Raw genomic sequence first — 21,210 nt, 5'->3', positions numbered from 1 at the left:
CGGGGGCTGTGGCGATCGGGGGCGATCGGGGTGAGGCGGGGGTGGGCCGTGGAAGAGACTAGCCGGGATCGGCGTCCGGCCATTCGCGCGTGGTCGAATACTCGGCGCCGCCGAGGTCGCCGCCGGCGACGGTCACCTTGACGTCGCCGCCCGGGTAGCCGTAGAAGCGCTCCGTGCGCACGACGCCGCTCGGGTCGGTCACGGCGACGGCGACCGTCTCGCGCAGGTCGGTCGGCGGCCCGAAGCGGTCGTCCGCGGGCGGGAACCAGACCTCGAACGTGTAGGTCTCCCCCGGGGTCAGGTTCGCGTAGCCGATGTCGACGTAGGCGCAGGAGCGGTGCGTGCAGGCGGAGCCCTCGTTCGCGGGCCGGGTCCGCCGCACCTCGAGGGTGGGCTTGACCGGGTTGGCGCCGGTGCGTGCCGATGCGGAGCCGGTCGTGGTCTGGCCGTGCTCGTTCGTGACCCGCACCTCGATCGATCCCGAGGAGTTCCAGCCGGGCTCGACGGAGGCGGAGTCGTCGCGCTTCGATCGCTTCCAGCCGCCGTCGGTCCTGTACTCGACCGTGCTGATCGTCGCGCCGTTGTCCGAGGCCGGAAGCCGCCACGAGAAGGTGATGCGCTGCCCGTCGGCCTTCGAGTCGATGTCGGGGCCGCCCGGCGGGCCGTAGGTGGACACGCCGACCGCCGCCGAGGCCTCGCCGCAATAGCTGTTGCAGGCGCGCACCGCGAGCCGGTACGTCGTGCCGTTCGTCAGGCCGCCGATCGTTCCGTCATTGCTCACGCCCGTCCACCTGCTGCCGCCGTCGACGCTGTACTGGTACTGCCGGATCGCCTGACCGTTGTCGCCCGGCGCCGTCCACGAGACCGTCGCCCTGCCGTTCTCGCCCGTCGGCTCGGCCCGCACGGAGGTCGGGATCCCGGGCCTGCCGAATGAGCGCACCTGCTCCGAGGCCGGGCTCGGGTCCGACCTCCCGGCCCGGTTCTCGGCGACGACGGTGAAGGCGTAGTCCCTGCCGTTGGTCACCTCGAACCGGTGGTTGGTCGTGCTCGCGTCGAAGCGGACGGGCTCGGCGGGGGCGCCGTCCGTGATCATCGTGACGTGATAGGCGTCGATGGCGGCGCCGTTCTCGAAGGGCTTGACCCAGGCCACGTCGATCTGCCCGCCCGCGGGGGTGTCGACCCGCTCGATCGTCGGTGCGGCCGGCGCCGCCGGCACGCCGGCGGGGATCTCGGTGGCGGACCAGGGGCCCCACTCCCCGGGCTCGCGGGCCTCGTTCAGTGCCCGGGCTCGGAACTGGTAGGCGGTGCCGTTGGTCAGCCCGGTCCAGGTGAGGCTCGTCACGTCCCCGGTGACACTCTCCTGCCCGGATCCTCCCGGGGACGGGGAGATCTGGACCTGGTACTCGCGGATGGGCGTGCCCTCGTTCGCCGGCGGGCTCCAGTCGACCCCGAGCTCCCGGTCGCCGAACGTGAGTGTCGGGGGCGCGACGGGGCCGGGCTTGACGTCGGGGGTGGCGGCGGCCGAGGCGCCCGACGGCGGCGACTCCCCCACCTCGTTCACGGCGGTGACCGTGAAGGTGTAGTCGGTCCCGTTCGTGAGCCCGGTGATCGTGCAGGTCGTGTTCGGGCAGTCCTGGGCGCCGGCACCATCGGGTGCCACGGTGTAGCCCGTGATCGGGGCGCCGTTGTCGCTCGGGGGCGTGATCGAGACGACGACCTCGTGGTTGCCGACCGATTCGATCCGCGGGGCCACGGGCTGCTCGGGGGCGCCGAGCACGGAGGCGCGCACCCGGCCCTCGACCGCCCGGGCGGGATCCTTCGTGCGGTCGACCACGCGGTAGACGATGCTCATCCGCCCGACGAAGTCCGCACTCGGGGTGATCGACAGGGAGTCGCCCTCGATGGCCACGTCGCCGGCGCCGGTCTCGACGAACGCGTCGGTGATCGTGCGGGGCTCGCCCGGGAACGGGTTGGAGTCGTTCGCGAGCACGTCGATGGGGGTGGCCCGGCCCTGGTGGACGTCTCCGAGGTCGTCGTCGCCCGTGGTGATGAGCGGGGCCGTGGACGAGAGCGCTCGCACCGCGATGTCCGCCGTATCGGAGCCGCCGTCGGGATCGCTCACCCGGACCGAGACCGCGCCGGTCGTGTCGGGGGGCGTGTCGACCTCGGCGGCCGCCTCGAGCACCATGCCGCCCGTGATCTCGGTGCGGAACCCGGCGGGGGCCTCGACGATCTCGTAGGTCAGGTCGTCGACGTCGGTGTCGAGATCGTCGCTCAGCTGGCCGAGGATGAGCTGTTGTGGGTCCCCGCCGGCCTCGAGGTCGAGGCTGCCACCGCGCATCGAGGGCGGCACGGCGCCCACGGGGAGCACCTGGATCGGAACGGTGATGGTCGAGACGAGGATGCCGTTCGCGTTCGGATCCTCGGCGTCGGTGGCGCGGAACGTGAGCGTGGCCGGTCCCACGTAGTCGGCGGCCGAGACGAACCGCAGCGTCGTGTCGTCGACCACGGGCGAGCTGCCGTCGGAGTTCGTGGCCACGGTCGCCGCGGCGTCGGCCAGTTGCACGGGCTTGCCGCTCGGGGCCACGACCACGTCGGCCAGGTCGAGCACGACCTCCTCGCCGCTGTAGACGCTCAGGTCGAGGTCCGGTCGCAGTACGGGACCGGTGTCGAGACGGCCCGGGATCTCGACGAAGGCCTTGCCGGTGAGACCGTCGGTGTCGGTCACGGTGTAGAGGAGCACCTGGCGCTCGTCCCGCACCGGCGCCACGAGTTCGCCGTCGATGATGCGTGCACCACCGGCCGCCGTGTCCTGCCCGCCCTCGGCCGGCTCGACGCTCAGCGTCAGATCGTGTCGCGACCCGTCCGGGTCCCAGTCGTTGGCGAGCACGTCCATGGTCACCGTGTCGGTGTCGACGATCGCGTGGCCGGGCACGACGTCGTCGACGGCGATCGGCGGCAGGAGTGGCGCGTCCTCGCTCACCACCACCCGCAGGGTTCCCTGGGCATGCCCGCCGCGCCGGTCGGTCACCTGGTAGGTGAGCACCGAGGTGCCCTCCTGCTCCGGGGAGGTGAAGCTCACGAGACCGTCGGTCACCTCGACCTCGAGCCCGTCGGTCTCGGTGAAGGCGGGGACGCCATAGGTGAGTTGGTCGCCGTCGGCATCGGTGTCGTTGGCGAGCACGTCGAGTTGGACGGGCCGGCCCGGTCGGACGTGCATCTCGTCGGCCGTGGGCAGCGGCGGTGAGTTGGTGGCCGGCGGCGGGATGATGCCGACCTGGATCTCGGCGGTGGCGGTCGCGCCGAGCCGGTCGACCACGAGGTAGCTGAAGGTGTCGACGCCGTGGGCGTCGCTCGGGGCCCGATAGTCGAGCCAGGCGGTGCCCACCTCGAGCACCCGGCCGACCGTGGGCGCCTCGAACACGCCGGCGACGGAGACCGAGTCGCCGTCCGGGTCGAGACCGAGCAGGTCGATCGGGATGCGGATGCGCTCACCGGCGAAGGCGCGCACGTCCACGGGGCCGGGCCGCGGCGGGGAGTTGACATCGTCCGAGTGCGCAACCACGTGGATCGTGATGGTCGCCGAGGACGATTGCCCGTTCTCGTCCTCGATGCCGTAGATCGCCGTGAGGGTGCCTGCCTGGTCGGGCGCCTTGAACCGCACGGTGTTCTGCGAGGTGAAGATCTCGCCGGCGCCCGGCTCCTCCACGAGGGCGTCCTGGAGTTCGAACGGCAGGCCGCCGGGGTGCATGTCGTTCTCGAGCACGGGGATCGTCACGTGGTCGCCCGCGCGCACGCGGACCGTGTCGGCCTTCGCCACGGGAGGCAGCGGCTCGGAGTCCGTGGGCAGGGGCAGCACGGTGACGGTGCCCCGGGAGGTGCCGTGACCGTTGGAGGCCGTGTACTCGAGATCGGTCGGGCCGGCGATCCCCTGAGGCGAGGAGATCTCGAGCACCCGGTGGTCGGTGATCGAGACGTCGAGATCGGTGGGCGGCTCGACCCTCTCGACGGCGATGACAGCGCCCGCCGGATCGATGTCGTTGGCGAGCACGTCCACGAGCACCGAGCCGCCGGGAGGCAGGAGCGCCATGTCCGCCACCGCCGTCGGGGCGCGCTCGGCGCGGGCCTCGACGTCGATCCGCACGAGGCCCTCGGCGGACAGGCCGTCCTCGTTCGCGGCCGTGTAGGTCACGTAGTAGGTGCCCGGGCTCTCGCTCGTCAGGGTGAAGATCCCGTCGTCGAGACGGGGAGAGACCGTCGCCCCCTCGACGCCGCCGACCTGCGCGAGCCGCAGGGCGCGGCCACCCGGGTCGCGGTCGTTGCGCAGCGGTTCCACCCGGATCTCCTGGCCTGTGAAGCCGTGCACGTAGTCGAAGACGACCTCGGGCTCGACCGGCGCCTCGGGCAGCACGGTCAGGTCGATCCCGATCTCGGTCTCGGCGCGCCCGTCGGAGACCCGCACCGGCACGGTCCGCTTCCCCGTACTCAGACCGCGGTCGGCGATGCGCACCATCCCGGTCGGGCTGGTCGTGATGTCGTGCTCGTCCGTGCTCTCGCCGCCGACGACGTAGACGGGGTCGCCGTCCGGGTCCTGGACGGCCGGCATCACATCGACGCTCGCGACCTCACCCGTGACGACCGTCAGTTCGACGTCCTCGGTTTGCACCGGCGGGCGGTTCGCGTTCACCGGGGACGCCGTGAGGGCGAGGGTGGCCGAGTCCTCTCCGCCGCGGCCGTCGCCGATCGTGTACTCGACGCGCACGGTGCCGCTCGCCTGCTCCGTGGCGTGCAGTTGCAGGGCACGGCCGTGGTGCACGGGCTCGAGGGTCCCGAACGTCTCGGGCACGGCCTCGACGTCCGTCACCGCCAGCAGGTCCCCGTCCGCGTCGGAGTCGTTGGCGAGCACCGGCAGGGTCGTGGAGGATCCCGCTCGGATGCCGAGATCGTCGTCCTGCGCCACGGGGTCGCGGTTTTCCTGGTCGCGCTCGAGCGGGACGTCCTCCTGGACGAGGTCGTCGGACTCCTCCTCGTCCTCCTCCTGCTCGTCGGTGGGCGGGATGGTCTCGGTCCAGTTGTCCACGAGGACGAGGGTCTCCTCGAGCAGCCAGGAGTCGCCGTCGTCGAGGTTGTTGAGCGCCACGAGGTCGTGGTTGACCCGGAACCGCAGTTCACCCGTGCCGTAGTCGGGGATCTGCTCGTGGACGGCGGCCGCGGCCCGCTCCCCCGAACCACACCAGCGCACGTAATCGGCGCTCGACCAGGCACCGTACGCGCAGCCGGCCACCTGGACCGGCTGCGCCGGGGCGCCCGCGGCCACGGGCTCGATCCGAGGCTCGGAGCCGTCGAGCGGCACGGCGATCAGGGCGTCACTGGTGGCGATGAACGCCTCGGATCCTCCGACCGACGGCGCCTGCAGCCGGGCGGAGGCGAGGTCGAGTCCCGTGTCGCTCAGGTCGATCGGCTCCGACTGCCCAGAGTCCGGACGTAGGAGGCGCAGACTGCGAGCGTTCTCGTCGTAGGCGAGCACGACCGGCACCGTGCCGACGACGGTCAGCTGCGTCTGCGCTGTACTCAGCTCGACGCCCTCGCCCAGTGGGGTGCGCGTGACGGGATCGGGTGCGTCGGAGTCCTCGGCGCCCGAACCGCCCGCCTCTGCATCCTCGCCGGCCGCCTCCTCGGCGTCGGATCCGTCCGAGCCGTCGGGGACGCCCTCGCCGGTGTCCGTGGCGCCGTCGGCCGTCAGCTCCTCGACACCGGGTCGGGTGGCGGGGTCGATCGTGACGATCTCGGCGGGGACGGGATCGAGGGCGTGGACCGTGCCGTCGTCGGCCACCGCGAGGGAGGCGTCGTCGCCCACATGAGCGGTGGCGGTCGCGGTCGGGTCCTCAAGCACGGAGACGCCGTCGAAGGGCAAGGACCACAGGTCTCCCGTGCGGGGGTCGAGCACGCCGACCGTGTTCTCGCCGAGGCCGACCTCGGCCTCGGGACCGAGCGGCACGCTGCTCCCGGCCAGGGCAACCATGGCCGTGTCTATCCGCTGCAGGCTGCCGGCCTGCCGATCGAGGAGGTAGACGCTCTCGCCGCGCTGGCGCACGTCGAGCGACCGGGAGGTACCGGCGGTGCTCGCGTCGATCTCCCCGACCGGCTCGTTCAGTCGGCCGACGAGCACCGAGGCGTCGTTCGTGACCCAGATGCCGCCGTTGTGCAGGTCGACGTCGGCGGTGGCCACGCCCTCGTAGGTGAGGGAGAGGACGACCACGAGGGTGGAGACGAGTGCCGTGACGACGGCACCGACCCATTGCCGGCGCCTGGCTCGCCTGCGCTCCCGCACTCAACCCTCTCTCGTCGCACCTGTCCTTCGGCGTTCGATGGTACCCGCCGCACATAAACGCTCGGCTACCGGTCGGGGTGTCGGCCGAATCACACGCACCCGGCTCCGACCTGAGGGGGCGTGGACCGTTCCCTGGATTCCGTGGGATGCCGCGGGATTTCATGGGTTTCGGGCTGTCGTTGAGTTGCCCGGGGTGAATGTCGGTGCTCGGTTCTAGGGTTGTTTCATGAGCACGAAGGCGGCCCGGCAGATGCGAGCGAGGCGAGCGGAGATCGCCTCGCTCGCGTCCGAGGACGCGGTACTGGACCGGGTCCGCCAGGTGCGCAAGGTCCAGGCGGGTGCGGAGGCCGATCTGTTCTTCCTGGCGATCGAGATCGCCCAGCGCAGCCCGGTCACCGAAGAGTGCGGGGCGTGGTCGTGTCACACCGATCTGGCCCTGGGGGTCTCGTATTGCGATTCGGCGGCGAACTGGTTCGCGGCCGTGACCGGCTTCTCCACCGACGCCGCCCAGGCGATGCTCCTCGAAGCCCTCGAGGTCGCCGAACGCCTGCCACTGCTGTACGGGCGGGTCCTCGATGGGCGCACCCGGGCGCACACGGCAAGGCTCGTGGCCGAACAGACCCTCGGCCTGAATGATGAGGCGGCCCGGTTCGTCGATGTCCAGGTCGCTGCCGCCGGGGCGATCCGGGGCCGCTACGCGATCAAGTCCCTGGTGCGGGAGGCGATGATCACCCACATGCCCGACCAGTACGCCGACCTGCAGCGGGCGCAGGCCGATCCGCGCCGGGCCGATGTCCACATCGGCACCGACGGCACCGGCCGCATCGACGCGATCGTGTCCACGTTCGCGGCCCTCGATCTGGAACAGAGCCTGGCCTTCGGGGCCGCGCAACTCAAGGCCGCCGGATCCGGTGAGGTCCTCGATACCCGACGCTCGCTCACCTTCGAGGGCATCATCGCCGCCACCCACCACCCCGCACCCACCCGGCAGGACGGCTTCGACCTCACCAACGGACAATCAGGCCAGCAGGCACAGGAGGCACAGCAGACCCGGCAGGCACAGGCGCCGGGGGCGGGGGCGCTGGACTGCACGGGCGGCACCAACGTCATGGCCGCGGGCACGGGCGCGAGTCCAGCCGTGGGAGGCGCGGCCGGAGCGGCGGCGGGTCTGACCGGCGAGGCGCCTGCCACGGCCGCGGGCGGTGGTGTGTCCTGCGGGCCTGCGTGGTCGGGTCGGGGCGTGCCGCGGGCGAAGGTCGTCATGTATCTGCACATGAACGCCTCGGCGTTCTGGCCCGACGGCAGGCCACCCGACCAACCCGACTGGCATTCTGGAAACCGACCACCCGATCGTCATCCCGGCGACCGATCACTCGATCGTCATCCCGGTGATCGGCCTCCTGATCGTCCCGACCGTGATCCTGGCTGCCTGCTCGCCGGTGGGTCGTGCGCGGACCCGCCGGGCTCGGCCACCTCGGTGGACACGACTTGTCCCGAACACGCCGCCGGTCCGGCTCGTCCCGAACACGCCGCAGGTCCGGCCTACGTCGCGGGCCGGTTGGCCCGCGAACCCGTGCGCATCGAGGGGCCGGGGATCCCGCCCGGGCTCGTGATCAGCGCCGCCGAGGTCGTCGCCATGTTCACCACACCCCACGGCCCGGCCATGCCCGACAGCGCGCCCGTTGACGGGCCACGGGGCTCTGATAGGCCGCGCGGGTCTGGTGGGTCGTGGGGGCCGCAGATATTCGTGCGTCCGGTCATCGACCTCGAAACCGAACACGAAGTCGCCGGCTATGCCGCCGGGGACGTGATCAAGGACCACCTCCACCTACGGGATCGAACCTGCGTGTTCCCGGCATGCGCCCGCCCGGCCCGGGCCTGCGATGCCGACCACATCGACCCCTGGAAGACCGACCGCCAGGGTGACCCGGTCGGCGGGCCGACCTGCACCTGCAACCTCGCGAGCCTGTGCCGCCGGCACCATCGCTGGAAGACGCATAATCATCCCGGGCAGCCGCAGGGGCGGGGCTCGTGGTCCTACGTCATGCTCGGACCCGGAACCTACTACTGGAGGGGCCCGATGGGCCTACGGTTCCTGCGCACCCCGACCGGCACGAGCGAGGTCACCGACCAGGCCTGGCACCGCCGTGACCTCGCCGCACTCCAGGGCCCCGGCACACTTCCAGACCTCGGTGCACTTCCAGACCTCGGTGCACTTCCAGACCTCGGTGCACTCCCAGACCCCCAGGGCCTCGAGGGGCGCGCGGACGTTCAGGGGCTCCCAGACTTCGATCTCACGGCTCCCGCGGACTCGTCGCTGCCCTGACCGGCCCGCCCGCACCTTCTGGAACGGGGTTCCTGCACCGCAACCGGTGCTACCAGAGCACCTTGTTCGTCGTGAGGGTCTCCGGGCCTCGGATGACGACCCAGAAGGTGCCGTTGTTCTTTCCGGCATACACCCCGTAGCTCGAGGTCCACGAACCGTTCGCGCCGACCGAGCCCATGGATTCTGTCCTCACGAGTGAGACCGAACCACCGAAGTCCTGATAGATGTCGGCGGTGTACGAACCGGGCAGAATCTGGCTGAACGTCACCTTGAACGGGGTGCAGGAGGAGACCTGACAGCCGCTCGTGAACGCAGGGCCGCGGCTGAGTGTCGCGGACGGGTTTCGAGGCTTCGCCCCGGTCGTCTTCGACAACGTCGCCGTGGTCACGTCGCCCATGTTGGTCGTCTGCCGGATCTCGACCTTGGCCGTGCTGGAGTATCCGACCTTCACGCTCTTGGAGCCGCTCGCGGAGGTCGTATTCCAGCCGCTCGTGCCCGTGATCCGGATCTCCGTCTTGTCGATCGTGGCTCCCGTCGCCGAGCCGGAGCTCCAGCTGAACTTGACGGTCTCCTTGTCCACCGAGGCCTTGATGGTCGCCTTGCTCGCGGCGCTCCACGGCTGAGCACCGGGATCGGCCGTCTTCGTGGCACTCGTCGAGTCGCCGTAGTTGTTCGTGGCGCGCACCTCGATCGTCATCTTCTGACCCCACTGACCCTGCTTCGTCACGGTGCCGGAGTTGTTCGCGTTCTGCCACGACCCACCGTCGATGCGGTACTGGGTCGTGATGGTCTCGGCGCCCTGGTCGGAGCCTGCCGACCAGGAGAACGTCATGACCGGGTTCTTCTTCGTGGGGCTGTGGGTCTTGTCGATCTCGGGTGCCGCGATCGACGGCGCACCCGGCGGCTGCGGCTTCGGCATCGACTCGCTCGTGCTCACCTTGACGGACTGCGGCGTGTTGCCGGCCTCCGTCGGGGTGTTCGTCACCCGCACGTCGATGGTCAGCTGCTGTTCCCAGTTGACGCCGTTCACCGTGACCGAGTCCGTGTTGTTCGCGTTCTTCCACGATCCGCCGTCGATGCGGTACTCGGTGGCCACGGTGGCCCCGTTCGGGTTGCCCGCGGTCCACGAGAACGTGATCGAGCGCTTCGACTTGTCCGGGTCGGGCGAGTTGCTCGAGGAGAGGGTCGGCTCGCCGGGCGGGCCGTACGGCGTCACGGCATCCGGGGTGGACGGGTCGCCGCAGTAGGTGTTGCAGGCGTGCACGATCACCTGATAGCGCTGCCCGTTCGTCAGGCCCGTGATGGACCCGCCGTTAGCGACGGCGGTCCACGAGGAGCCGCCGTCGACCGAGTACTCGTACTTCGAGATCGCCTGACCGTTGTCGCTCGGGACGGTCCAGTCGAGGGTCATGGTGCCGTTCGCACCCGTGGCCTTCGCGTCGACCGAGGTCGGGATGCCGGGCTTGCCGAAGGAGCGCACGGGCGCCGAGGCCGCCGAGGGCTCGGACGTGCCGGCCTTGTTCTCCGCCGCCACCCGGAACCCGTAGTCGCGGCCGTTGACCACCGTGAACCGGTGGCTCGTGGTGCCCGGGTCGAAGCGCACGGGTGCCTGGGCGCTTCCGTCCTCGATCATCGTCACCCAGTAGGCGGCGATCGCGGCGCCGTTCTCGAAGGGCTTGGTCCAGGCCACGTCGATCTGCCCGCCCGCGGGGGTATCCACGCGCGCGACGGTCGGCACCGCGGGCGCGTCCGGCAGGCCGGCCGGGATCTCGGTGGCCGACCACGGACCCCAGTCGCCCGGGTCGGGGGCGTCGTTGATGGCCCGCAGCCGGAACTGGTAGGCCGTGCCGTTGCTCAGGCCGGTCCACGTGTAGCTCGTGGTTCCCCCGCTCAGGCTCTGCTGGCCGGAGCCGCTCGGGGCCGGGGAGATCTGCAGCTGGTACTCGCGGATCGGGGTGCCCTCGTTCGCGGGCGCGGTCCAGTCGGCGGTGATCTCCTGATCGCCGAAGGTGAGGGTCGGGGGCGTCACGGGCGCCGGCTTGACGTCCGGTCGGGCGTCGGCGGAGGGGTTCGAGGCGGGCGACTCCCCGACCTCGTTCACCGCGGCGACCGTGAACGTGTAGGTCGTGCCGTTCGTCAGGCCGCTCAGGGTGCAGGTCGTGTTCGCGCACTGCTGCGCGGCCGCGCCCGACGGGGTCACGATGTAGGAGCTGATCGGGGCGCCGTTGTCGACCGGCGGGGTGATCGAGACGACGACCTGGGCGTTGCCCACGGATTCGATCCGGGGAGGTGCCGGTTGCTCCGGCACGCCGAGCACCGAGGCGCTCACGCGGCCCTCGACGGTCCGCTCGGGTTGCCCGGTGACGTCCACGACCCGGTAGACGACGCTCATGCGGCCCACGTAGTCCGCGCTCGGGGTGAGCACGACGCTCGCGCCGTCGATCGTGACCGTGCCGGAGCCGGACTCGACCGTCGCGTCGGTGATCGTGCGCGTCTCGCCGGGGAACGGGTTCGAGTCGTTGGCGAGCACGTCGATCGTCGAGGCCACGCCCTGGTGCACCTCGCCCAGGTCGTCCGGGCCGGTCACGATGAGCGGCTCGGTCGAGGCCAGGGCCCGGACCGCGATGGCGGCGGTGCCGCTGCCGCCCTCGGGGTCGGTGGCCCGCACGGTCACGTTCCCGCTCGCGCCCGCCGCGGTGTCGATGTCGGCGCTCACCCGCAGCACCATGCCGTCGACGATCTGGGCGTCGAATCCGGAGACCTGGTCGACCACCTCGTAGGTGAGGTCCTCGACGTCGGTGTCGACGTCGTCGGTCAGCTGCCCGAGGATGAGCTCCTGCGGATCGCCGCCGGCCTCGAGGTCGACGCTGCCGCCGCGCATCGTCGGCGGCACGGCGCCGATCGGGAGCACCTGGATCGGCAGGGTGAGGGTGGAGACGAGGATCCCGTTCGCGTTCGGGTCCTCGGCGTCGGTCACCCGGAACGTGAGGGTCGCCGGGCCGACGTAGTCGTCCGCGGACACGAACCGCAGGGTCGTGTTGTCGACCACGGGCGAGGTGCCGTCGGAGTTCGTGGCCACGGTGGCGGCCGCATCCGAGAGCTGGACGGGCCGGCCGCTCGGGGCGACGACCACGTCGGCCAGGTCGATCGCGAGTTCCTCACCGGTGTTGACGCTCAGTTCGACGTCGGGGCGCAGCACGGGGCCGGTGTCGAGGCGCCCGGGCATCTCCACGAAGGCGTGCCCGGTGAGTCCGTCGGAATCGGTCACCGTGTACACGAGCACCTCGCGGGTGTCCGGCACGGTCACCTCGAGTTGGCCGCCGGCGATCCGGGCCCCGGCCTCCGTCGTCGAGGGATCGGTGATGCTCAGGCTCAGGTCGCTGCGGGCGCCGTCGGGATCCCAGTCGTTGGCGAGCACGTCGAGCGTGGCCGTCTCGGCGTCGATGATCGCGTGGTCGGGCACGACGTCGTCCACGGCGACGGGCTGGTGCAGCGGCGCGTCGGCGCTCACCTCGACCGTCAGGGTGCCCTCGGTGGTCCCACCGCGCCGGTCGGTCACCTGGTAGCCGAGCACGAGCGGCCCCTCCTCGTCCGGGGAGGTGAAGGTGACGAGGCTGTCCTGCACCTCGAGATCAAGGCCGGCCGTCTGGGTGAACGCGGGCACGCCGAAGGTGAGCTGGTCACCGTCGGCGTCCGTGTCGTTGGCGAGCACGTCGACCTGGATCGCGCGCCCGGGGCGTACCGCGATGTGGTCGGCGACCGCGAGCGGCGGGGAGTTCGTGGCCGGGGGCGGGATGACGCCCACCTGGATCTCGGCCGTGGCGGTCGCCCCGAGCCGGTCGACCACGAGGTAGCTGAACGTGTCGATGCCCTGGGCGTCGCTCGCGGCCCGGTAGTCGAGCCAGCCCGTGCCCACCTCGAGCACCCGGCCCAGCGTCGGCGCGTCGTAGACCCCGGCGAGGGTCACGGAGTCGCCGTCCGGGTCGATGCCCACGAGGTCGATCGGGATCCGGATCCGCTCACCGGCGAAGGCCCGCACGTCCACGGGCTCCGGCCGGGGCGCGGAGTTCACCTCGTCCGAGTGCTCGACCACGTAGATCGTGATCGTCGCGGAGGAGGACTGCCCGTTCGAGTCCTCGATCGCGTAGATCGCCTCGAGCGTCTGGGCCTCGTCGGGCGCCTTGAACCGCACGGTGTTCTGGGAGGTGAAGATCATCCCGGCGTCGGGGACCTCGACCAGCTGCGACCGCAGCTCGATCGGGAGGCCGTCCGGGTGGGTGTCGTTGGCCAGCACCGGGATCGTCACGTAGTCCCCGGCGCGCACCCGCGCGGTGTCCGGTCGCGCGACGGGGGGCAGGGCGGTGCCGCTCACGGGCAACGGGATCACGGTGACCGTGCCCACGGAACGGCCGTAGCCGTTGGAGACCGTGTAGTCGAGGGTGGCCGGGCCGGTGAAGCCGCGGGCGGAGGAGATCTCGAGCAGCCGGTGATCGGTCATCGACACCGAGAGGAAGCCGGGGGCGTCCACCCGTTCCACGGCGATGACCCCGCCGGAGGGGTCGACGTCGTTGGCCAGCACGTCCACGAGCACCGTGCCGCCCGGCGGAAGCAGGGCCGTGTCGGCCACGGCGGTCGGGGGCGCCTGTACCGGGTCGGAGACGTCGACCCGCACGAGCCCCTCGGCCGAGAGACCGTCGTCGTTCGCGGCCGTGTACTGCACGTAGTAGCTGCCGGCGGCGGGGGCGGTGAGGGTGAAGATGCCGTCGTCGAGGCGCGGACTGATCGTGGCGCCCTCGGCCTGCCCCACCTGCGCGAGCCGCAGCGGCTTCCCGGCGGGGTCGCGGTCGTTCACCAGCGGCGAGACGTCGATGGGCGCGCCTGTGAAGCCGTGGGCGTAGTCGAAGACGACCTCCGGCGGCACCGGGCCGGGATCGAGCACGGTCAGGGAGATGACCACCTCGGCCGTGCTGCGCCCGTCCGAGACGGTGATCGGCACGGTCCGCTCTCCCGTCGTGAGCCCGCGGTCGGAGATCTGCACGAGGCCGGTGGAATTGACCACGACGTCGTGCTGCTCGGTCGACTCGCCGCTGACCACGTACACCGGATCGCCGTCCGGGTCCTGCACCGAGGTGAGCACGTCCACGCTCGTCGTGGCCCCGGAGGCGACGGTCAGGCCGATGTCCTCGACCTGCGTCGGGGGCTCGTTCACGGACTCGGGCACGACCCGCATCGAGATCGTGGCGTCGGAGCTGCCGCCCCGGCCGTCGCTGATCGAATAGTCGACCTGCACGGTGCCGCCGGCGCCGCCGCCCGCGTGGAGCTGCACCGCCCGGCCGTCGTGCACGAGCTCGAGGGCCCCGAAGTTCTCCGGCACCGAGCCCACGTCGGTCACGGTGAGCAGATCGCCGTCGGGATCGGAGTCGTTGAAGAGGACGGGCAGCACGACGCTGCCGCCCGCGCGGACGCCGAACTCGTCGTCCTGGGCCACCGGGTCGTGGTTCTCCTGCTGATCGAGGGGCACGTCGTCGCGGGTGAGGTCCTGGGAGTCCTCCTCCTCGGCCTCCTCGTCGCTCGGCGGGGTCACCTCGGTCCAGTTGTCCACGAGGATGAGGGTGTCCTCGAGGAGCCAGGAGTCGCCGTCGTCGAGGTTGTTGAGCACCACGAGCTCGTGGTTGACCCGGAACTTCAGCTGCCCGGTCGTGTACCCGGGGATCGGCTCGTGGATCGGTTCGGCGCCGGTGCACGAGCGCACGTACTCCCCGCTCGCCCAGGCACCGTGGACGCAGCCGGCGACCTGCACCGGGGCGGTCGGAGTTCCGGCCTGCACGCGTTCGATCCGCGGTTCGCTCCCGTCGAGCGGGACGGCGAGGAGCGCATCGCTCGTCGCGATGAACACCTCGGAGGAGCCTGCGGACGGCGCCTGGATCCGTGCCGAGGCCAGGTCGACCCCCGTACCGGTCAGGTCGATCGGCTCGGCCTCCGGCCGAAGCAGTTCGAGGGTGCGGTCCTGGTCGTCGTAGGCGAGCGCGACGGGCGTATCACCCAGGGCCGTCAGCTGCGTGGTCGAGGTGCTCAGGTCCACGTTCTCCCCGAGTGGGATGCGGGGAACCTCGGCCGTGTCCTCTGTGTCCTCTGTGTCCTCGGTGTCCTTGGATTCCCCAGTGTTCTCACTGTCCCCGGAACCATCGGAGCCATCGGCGCCGTCGGGGCCCTCGGGGGCATCGGAATCGTCCTGCCCGAGCGCCTCGCGCGTCTCCGGTTCGATCGTGACGATCTCCGAGGGCACGGGGTCGAGGGCGTACACGGTGCCGTCGTCGGCGACGGCCAGCGAGGCGTTCTCGCCCACACGCGCCGCGGGAACGGCCGTCGGATCCGCGAGCACGGAGAGGCCGTCGAAGGGAAGGGACCAGACGTTGCCGGTGTGCGGGTCGAAGATGCCGACGGTGTTCCGGCCGATCTCGACCTCGCTGTTCGCGGGCAGGGGAAGCGAGGCGTCGGCGAGCTGGACGGTCGCCGTATCGATCCGCTGGATGGCCCCGACCTGACGGTCGAGGAGGAACACGTCGCTGCCCTGCTGGAGCACGTCGAGCGAACGGGACGTGCCGGCGAGACTCGCGTCGAGCTTGCCGACCGGCTCGTTCAGCCGCCCCACCTGCACCGATTGGTCGTTCGTGACCCAGACCCCGCCGTCGTGCAGGTCGACATCGGCCGTGGCCACGCCCTGGTAGGTGAGCGAGAGCACCAGCACGAGGGCCGCCACGAGGGTGGTGACCGTGGCACTGATCCATTGACGCCGGCGGTGCAGTCTGCGCTCCAAGCTGTCCTCGCTCCTCGTGCGGAAGTCGTCATGGCTGATCGTTGGTGGTGGTCGTCGGACGAGCCGGTCGTGCAGGCCTCGCGGCCGTGCCCGCCCGCTGGGCGGACCACGATTCGGCCCGCCGGGGCGCGCCGGGCGGGTGCCTACTCCTGCGCCTGCATCTCCCGGGCATTCGCCTCGAGCAGTTCGAGGTCGGCCTGGGTCACGAGCCGCGAGGCGACCGCGTGCTCGACCAGCCGAGCCCGCCGATTCACGGCCAGCTGCTGCTGACCGCCCCGGAGTCCTCGAACACCCTGCCGGTGGAGCTTATCGCACACGTTGTCGAGCTTCCGGTTGAATTTCGTGATGTTCCACCCAAGCCGGCGCGCGGCGGTGGCCGAGGTGGGGATCGAGGCGGTGGTGCCGCGCCCGAGCAGCACCGGCTCGGCGAGGGAGAGGATGAGCAGGGTCTGCGACTCCGTGAAGGTGATGGGGCCGATCGTCGTCTCCCCGCCGGCGTGCAGGCTCGGCGTGGAGGAGGTGAAGGTCGGGGACGACCCCACGATGGTCAGTTCGTAGGTCGTGGGCCCGGCGGTGAACAGCACGGTCGTGCGGGCGAAGACGAGCGGCAGCCGCGCACCGGGTGCCAGCCAGGCCTGCACGTGCCCGTCGGAGTCGGTCACCGTGGCGGAGAGCCGCGAGCCCACGTTGTTGAGCCACCACATCCCCTCGACCTGCGTGATCGTGAGGAACTGCCGGTGCAGGTACGGGTTGTCGTCGACCTCGAGGTCGCCCTCACGGCCGATGAGGAACGGCTCCCGCTCGTCGAGGTCGAACCACTCCCCGCAGAACTCCACTTGCATTGTCACCGCTGTCGTCCCTATCCACAGGCCTGTTCGAAGCGCGACAGGACGCCTCGATCGTTGACGGATGCCACCTCTATGCACACCACGCTACCGGAGTCCCGGTCGATCGCGAGCGTCGGCTCGTCGATCCGCGCCGATTCGTTCGTGCCCACGACCTGCCATACGTAATCGCCCGTATATCCCGGGGCCGCGGTCCATGCGAACGTGACGGCCGCCCCGCCGTCCGCATTCTCCTCGACGTCCGTGGCCCGCAGGTCGCTCGGCGGGTCGGGGGCGGGCACGTGCTCCACGGTCGGCGGCGCGAGGGTCGGCTCCGGGGTCGCGGGCGCATCCGGGGAGCCGAGTACGCCCGAGACGGCCACGGCCACGACCGCCACGACGATTCCCGCGGAGACCGCGTAGGCGGGCCAGCGGCGTCGACGCCCCCCGGCCGGCGGCGGGGGCGCGTCCGGAGTGACCGGAGCATCCGCCGCCGGGTCGATGGCGGGCACCCCGCGCGCCCGTGTCGGCTGCTGCGCCTGGGAGCCGCCGGCCGGCGCGAAGCCCCGGGCCGTGGCCGGGGACGCCGCCGCGGAGATGCTGCGGATCGGCCGGGCCCGGGTGCGCTGGTCCTCGTCCGCCTCGGAGACGAGCCGGGAGGTGTCCGGCAGGTCGAGCGGGGTGTGGGCGAGGTGGAGTTCCTCCTCGATCCGCTGGAGGCTGCGGCCGAACTCGGCCACCGATGCGAACCGGTCCCCCGCCCGCTTGGCCATGGCCCGCCGCAGCACGGTATCGAGCGCGACCGGCACGTCCGGTCCCGCAAGCTCCGGCACCGGATCCCGCTGGATCCGTGCCATGAGATCGAGGGCCGTGTTCGGCCCGCCCGGCCGTTCGAAGGGTGAGCGCCCGGCGATGATCGTGTAGATGGTCGCGGCGAGGGCGTAGGTGTCCCCGCCCGGGCCCCGGGGGGTGTCGTCGTCGAAGAACTCGGGGGCGGCCCACGGGATCGACATGCCGGTGGCGATGTCGTCGGGAACCTGCGCGGCGACCGAGATGCCGAAGTCCGTGAGCGCGGGCCACCCGTAGTCGGTCGTGAGCACGTTCGCCGGCTTGATGTCGCGGTGCAGGATCCCGGCCCGGTGGGCGGTCTCGACGGCGCCGGCGAGCCGGATGCCGATCCGCAGCGCCTCGGGCACCGCGATGCGCTCCGACTTGTACCGGGCGGCGAGGTTCGGCCGCGGGCAGTACTCCATCACCAGGTACGGGCGATTGTCCGAGGCGATGTCGGCGTGGTGGATCGTCACGATCGAGGGATGCGCCGAGAGCTGGGCCATGAGGTTCGCCTCGGCCACGAACTGGTGGCGCGCCTGGGCGTCGGTGGCGTCGGTGAGGAGCACCTTGACCGCCACGAGCCGGCTCGGGAGGTGCTGACGGTAACGGAAGACGTCGGAGAAGCCCCCGGTCCCGATGAGCTGCTCGTAGGTGTGACCGGCGAGAGTCGGCGGCGTCGAGGTCGGCCGTCTCCGGCTCATGCGCCCTGGTCCACGATCATGGTGACGCCGTCGCCGAGGTCGATCGTGGTTCCGGATCCCACCTGCACGCTCTCCCCCGCGCGAAGACGGCGCGGGCCCGCCCCGGGAGTGTTGACGACCGTTCCGTTCGTCGACCGCAGGTCGGTCACGAGCACGTGCTCGCCCTCGACCCGGATCTCGGCGTGATTACGCGAGACGTCGAGGTTCGGGGAGGGCACGGCGAGCAGCTGGGGCGCCGCGCCCGCGACCGTCGAGGCACCCGCATCCGGGGAGCGCCCCACGAGCACCGGGGTGCTCAGGTGGCACACCTGCCCCGTGGAGACGCGCAGGATCGCCCGGGTCGCCGCCGTATCCTCGGCGGCCTGGGCGCCCTGGGCGCCCTGGACCCCCTGGGCGGCCTGGGCGGAGGCGAGCCGGGCCGCCTGGGCGGGCGGCACGGAGGAGAGGATCGTCGACTCGGGCGCCGCATCCACGGCGGAGCCGGCGCTCGGGGCCGGTGCGTCGCCGTCGGGGCCGTACCTGTGGGGAATGATCGTGGCATCGTCGACCGGCGCCCCGGCCGGCTGCGGCCGAGCAAGGCCCGGGCGGGTTCGCGGCACGGAGTCGATGATCCCCGCCGGCAGGCTGTGCTCCGGCGCTGACGGCGCAGGTGGCACTGGCGGCGCAGGTGGCACTGACGGCGCAGGTGGCACTGACGACTCAGGTGGCACTGACGGCTCAGGTGGCATTGACGGCTCAGGTGGCGCTGCCGCGGCGGGCGGCGCGGGCGGCTCCGGAGGGAGCGACTGCGCGGGCGGCGCCGGTGGCAGCGACTGCGCGGGCGGCTCCGGGGGCAGCGACTGCGCGGGCGACTCCGGTGGCAGCGACTGCGCGGACGGCGCCGGGGGCAGCGACTGCGCCGGCGGCTCCGGTGGCACGGGCGGCGCAGGCGGTACTGGTGGCACCGGTGGCACTGGTGGCACTGGTGGCACGGGCGGCGCAGGCGGCACCGGTGGCACTGGTGGCAGCGATTGTGCCGGGGGTGCGGGCTCCGGTGCTCCACCCGGAACGGGGCCGCGGGCGAACGGGCGGCCGAGGATCGTGCGCTCGAGTTCCTCGATGTCGCTGATGTCGTCCAACGCCCCCTCCCCGGGGGGTGGTTCCGGCGGGAGGGCCGCGGCCGAGCCGGTCCGGCCGCCGTGGTCGGGCGGGCCCGCCTGGCCCAGCCGGCCCGCCGGGCCCGCCGTGCCCACCGGGCCCGCCGTGTCCGTCTGGCTGGTGCCCGCCGGCGGCGGCGACTGCTCCCCGGTGACGAGCGGCACCGGCGGCACGGGCGGCGCGGGCGCGAGTTCGGGCTGGACGCCGAGGATCTGCGCGATCGTGGCCCCGGCGACCCGCACGGTTCCCTGGGCGCCGCGTGGATCGCGCACGCTCAGGGTGTGCGCGAAGACCACTCCGCCGGCGAGCGGATAGGTGCGCTCGACCGAGGCACCCTCGACCCACACGTGCGCCTCGTACACGCCCAGGCCGATGTGCTCGGCCCACGGGGCGCCGTCCCTGCCGCTGAGCCGCCGGCCGCCGATGAGCGCGGAGACCGATCCGCGCAGGAGCACCCGCACGCCGTCGACGCCCATGTGCACGAGGGCGTACGGCCCGGCCGTGCCCTCGAGTTCACGCACCCAGGCGGGCATGGGTGCGGCGGCGACCATCGCACCCCAGACCCGTTCGACCACCGCGGGAGGAATGCCGGGGTGCACGAGCGCCCCCGCGCCGTCGTGAGCGAGCGTGAGCCAGTCACCCGGCCCGTAGCTGTACCTCATGCGTTCCTCCGAATCGATCTCGCACCCCGGGCGTCGGCGGGTGGTTCCTCATCAACCGACGGCCGGGAAGACGCCCCAATACGCGGCGACCAACAACAACGCGAGCGACCCGACATGCGTCGCCCACCAACTCACCTTATCCGTCACCGTGAAATACGTACCGGCGCGTCTCGCGTGCATGGCCGCCCGGACGGAGACGACGCCGACCACCACCGCGAAGATCCCGAGGAGCTGAACCAGGATCCAGCCACCGATGACGACCGTGTCGTCGAGATGGTAGTTCATCGCGAGGGTGGCGATCTGGGCGATATACGCCACGAACGTCGTGACGACGGCGAGTGCGGCGAGTCCGGCCGCCACCGCGAGCCGGCCGACCGCCGCGGCCGGGCTGCGCCGTCGCACCAGGCTCACGGCCCCGAGACCGAGCCCGGCGACCACGAGGAGGAAGGAGCCGATGATCGACCACACGAGCATGTCACCCGAGGCGAACCATGCCGGTGACGGCACGGCGGCGGCCCGGTACTCCTGCTCGGGCCGGTCACCGGCGATCTGCGGCGGGGCGCTCGCCGTCGCGGGCAGTCCGAGGGTCCACGAACTGAGGACCGTGGTGAATCCCGGGGCCAGTTGCTCGTCGATCATGAGACCGTGATCGGCGCCGTCGAAATAGCGCACCGTGACCGCGTCGTTCCCGTGCGCGGCCAGGGTGTCGATGACGATGAGCGCCCCCTGCACGATCGGCATGGAGGCGTCGTCCGTCCCGTAGGCCATGAGCACGGGCACGTCGACCTGGCGCAGGTAGGGCAGCACGTCGAAGTCCACGTACTCGAAGCCGCCGCCGGGGATCTGGGCCCCGAGCGCTCGCGGGATCGCCCGGAACACCCCCCGGGGCACGTGGGTGTTCCGCAGGTAGTTGGCGGTGGCGAAGGCCGCCTGTTCCCGGGGCGGCACGACCGGCGCCGAGATGAGCATGAGGAAGGCGACGTCGGGCTCGTCCGCCGCCGCGATGGGCGCGATCCAGGCGCCCTCGGACTCGGCGTAGAACCCGACCCGGTCCGGGTCGACCCCCGGCACCCGCTCGCGCAGGTACCGCCAGGAGACGAGGTAGTCCTGGGCCATGCTGGGATAGTTCCGCTCGCGGGTGCTGTAGTCGTCGAGGCGCTTGGCGGGCACGAGCACGCGGATGCCGGCACTGGCGAGCGCCTGCCCGTGCGGGGCGAACGCCTCCGGCTCACCGGTGCCGGCCCCGTGCATGAACACGACCCCCGGGCCGGCCGGGGCCCCCTCCGGGAGGAAGAGCAGGCCGTCGACCGTCACCTCCCCCAGGTCGATCCGGATCGGCTCGACACGCACCGTGTAAGTGCCCACGGGGCTCTGCTCGGTGCCGCCGATGCGCACGTCGGCCGTCGTCGGGACGATCGTGCGGTGCATCTCGGTCGGCGCCCATCGCGGACCGGCGAGGGCCCCGCTCACCCCCAGGATCGTGGCGACGACGAGGCTGGTGAGCGCGACGGGCCAGAATCGTTGCCAGCCCGTGCGCAGCTCGACCGTGCGTTCCGTGCCCAGGACGCCGCGCAGCCCCAT

General features: G+C 71.8%; 7 protein-coding genes. 1 reads left to right on the top strand and 6 read right to left on the bottom strand.

Going from position 1 to position 21,210, the window contains the following annotated elements; all coding sequences use genetic code 11:
- Positions 1–58: 58 nt before the first annotated feature.
- Positions 59–6,331 carry an Ig-like domain-containing protein gene (locus GCG21_RS07075; protein WP_152818590.1) on the bottom strand — a complete coding sequence of 2,091 codons (6,273 nt, stop codon included), beginning with the start codon at positions 6,329–6,331 and terminating at the stop codon, positions 59–61.
- Between the two features lie 226 nt (positions 6,332–6,557).
- On the opposite strand from GCG21_RS07075, the gene GCG21_RS07070 reads away from it, so the two are divergent.
- Complete coding sequence (locus GCG21_RS07070; RefSeq protein ID WP_152818589.1) at positions 6,558–8,657, top strand: HNH endonuclease signature motif containing protein; 2,100 nt, start codon at positions 6,558–6,560, stop codon at positions 8,655–8,657.
- A 49-nt stretch (positions 8,658–8,706) separates the two neighbouring features.
- On the opposite strand, the gene GCG21_RS07065 is transcribed toward GCG21_RS07070, so the two are convergent.
- From GCG21_RS07065 to GCG21_RS07045, 5 genes are all read right to left on the bottom strand, one after another.
- On the bottom strand, positions 8,707–15,474 hold the full coding sequence (locus GCG21_RS07065; protein ID WP_152818588.1) for an Ig-like domain-containing protein: 6,768 nt from the start codon (positions 15,472–15,474) through the stop codon (positions 8,707–8,709).
- Between the two features lie 143 nt (positions 15,475–15,617).
- Positions 15,618–16,316: a hypothetical protein gene (locus tag GCG21_RS07060; RefSeq protein ID WP_152818672.1), complete on the bottom strand. Its 699-nt coding sequence runs from the start codon at positions 16,314–16,316 to the stop codon at positions 15,618–15,620.
- Between the two features lie 17 nt (positions 16,317–16,333).
- The gene (locus GCG21_RS07055; protein ID WP_152818587.1) at positions 16,334–17,830 is read right to left on the bottom strand and encodes a serine/threonine-protein kinase; all 1,497 of its coding nucleotides are present in this window, start codon (positions 17,828–17,830) and stop codon (positions 16,334–16,336) included.
- Positions 17,827–19,629, bottom strand: coding sequence for an FHA domain-containing protein (locus GCG21_RS07050; RefSeq protein WP_152818586.1), 1,803 nt, complete (start codon positions 19,627–19,629; stop codon positions 17,827–17,829). Before GCG21_RS07050 ends, GCG21_RS07055 begins: the two co-directional genes overlap by 4 nt.
- Before the next feature lie 51 nt (positions 19,630–19,680).
- On the bottom strand, positions 19,681–21,210 hold the full coding sequence (locus GCG21_RS07045; protein WP_152818585.1) for a S9 family peptidase: 1,530 nt from the start codon (positions 21,208–21,210) through the stop codon (positions 19,681–19,683).

Origin of the sequence: Pseudactinotalea sp. HY160 (assembly GCF_009372055.1) — a bacterium.
Lineage (GTDB): Bacteria > Actinomycetota > Actinomycetes > Actinomycetales > Beutenbergiaceae > HY158.
The sequence above is the reverse complement of the archived record's forward strand: the minus strand, read 5'-3'. Positions and strand labels throughout refer to the sequence as shown.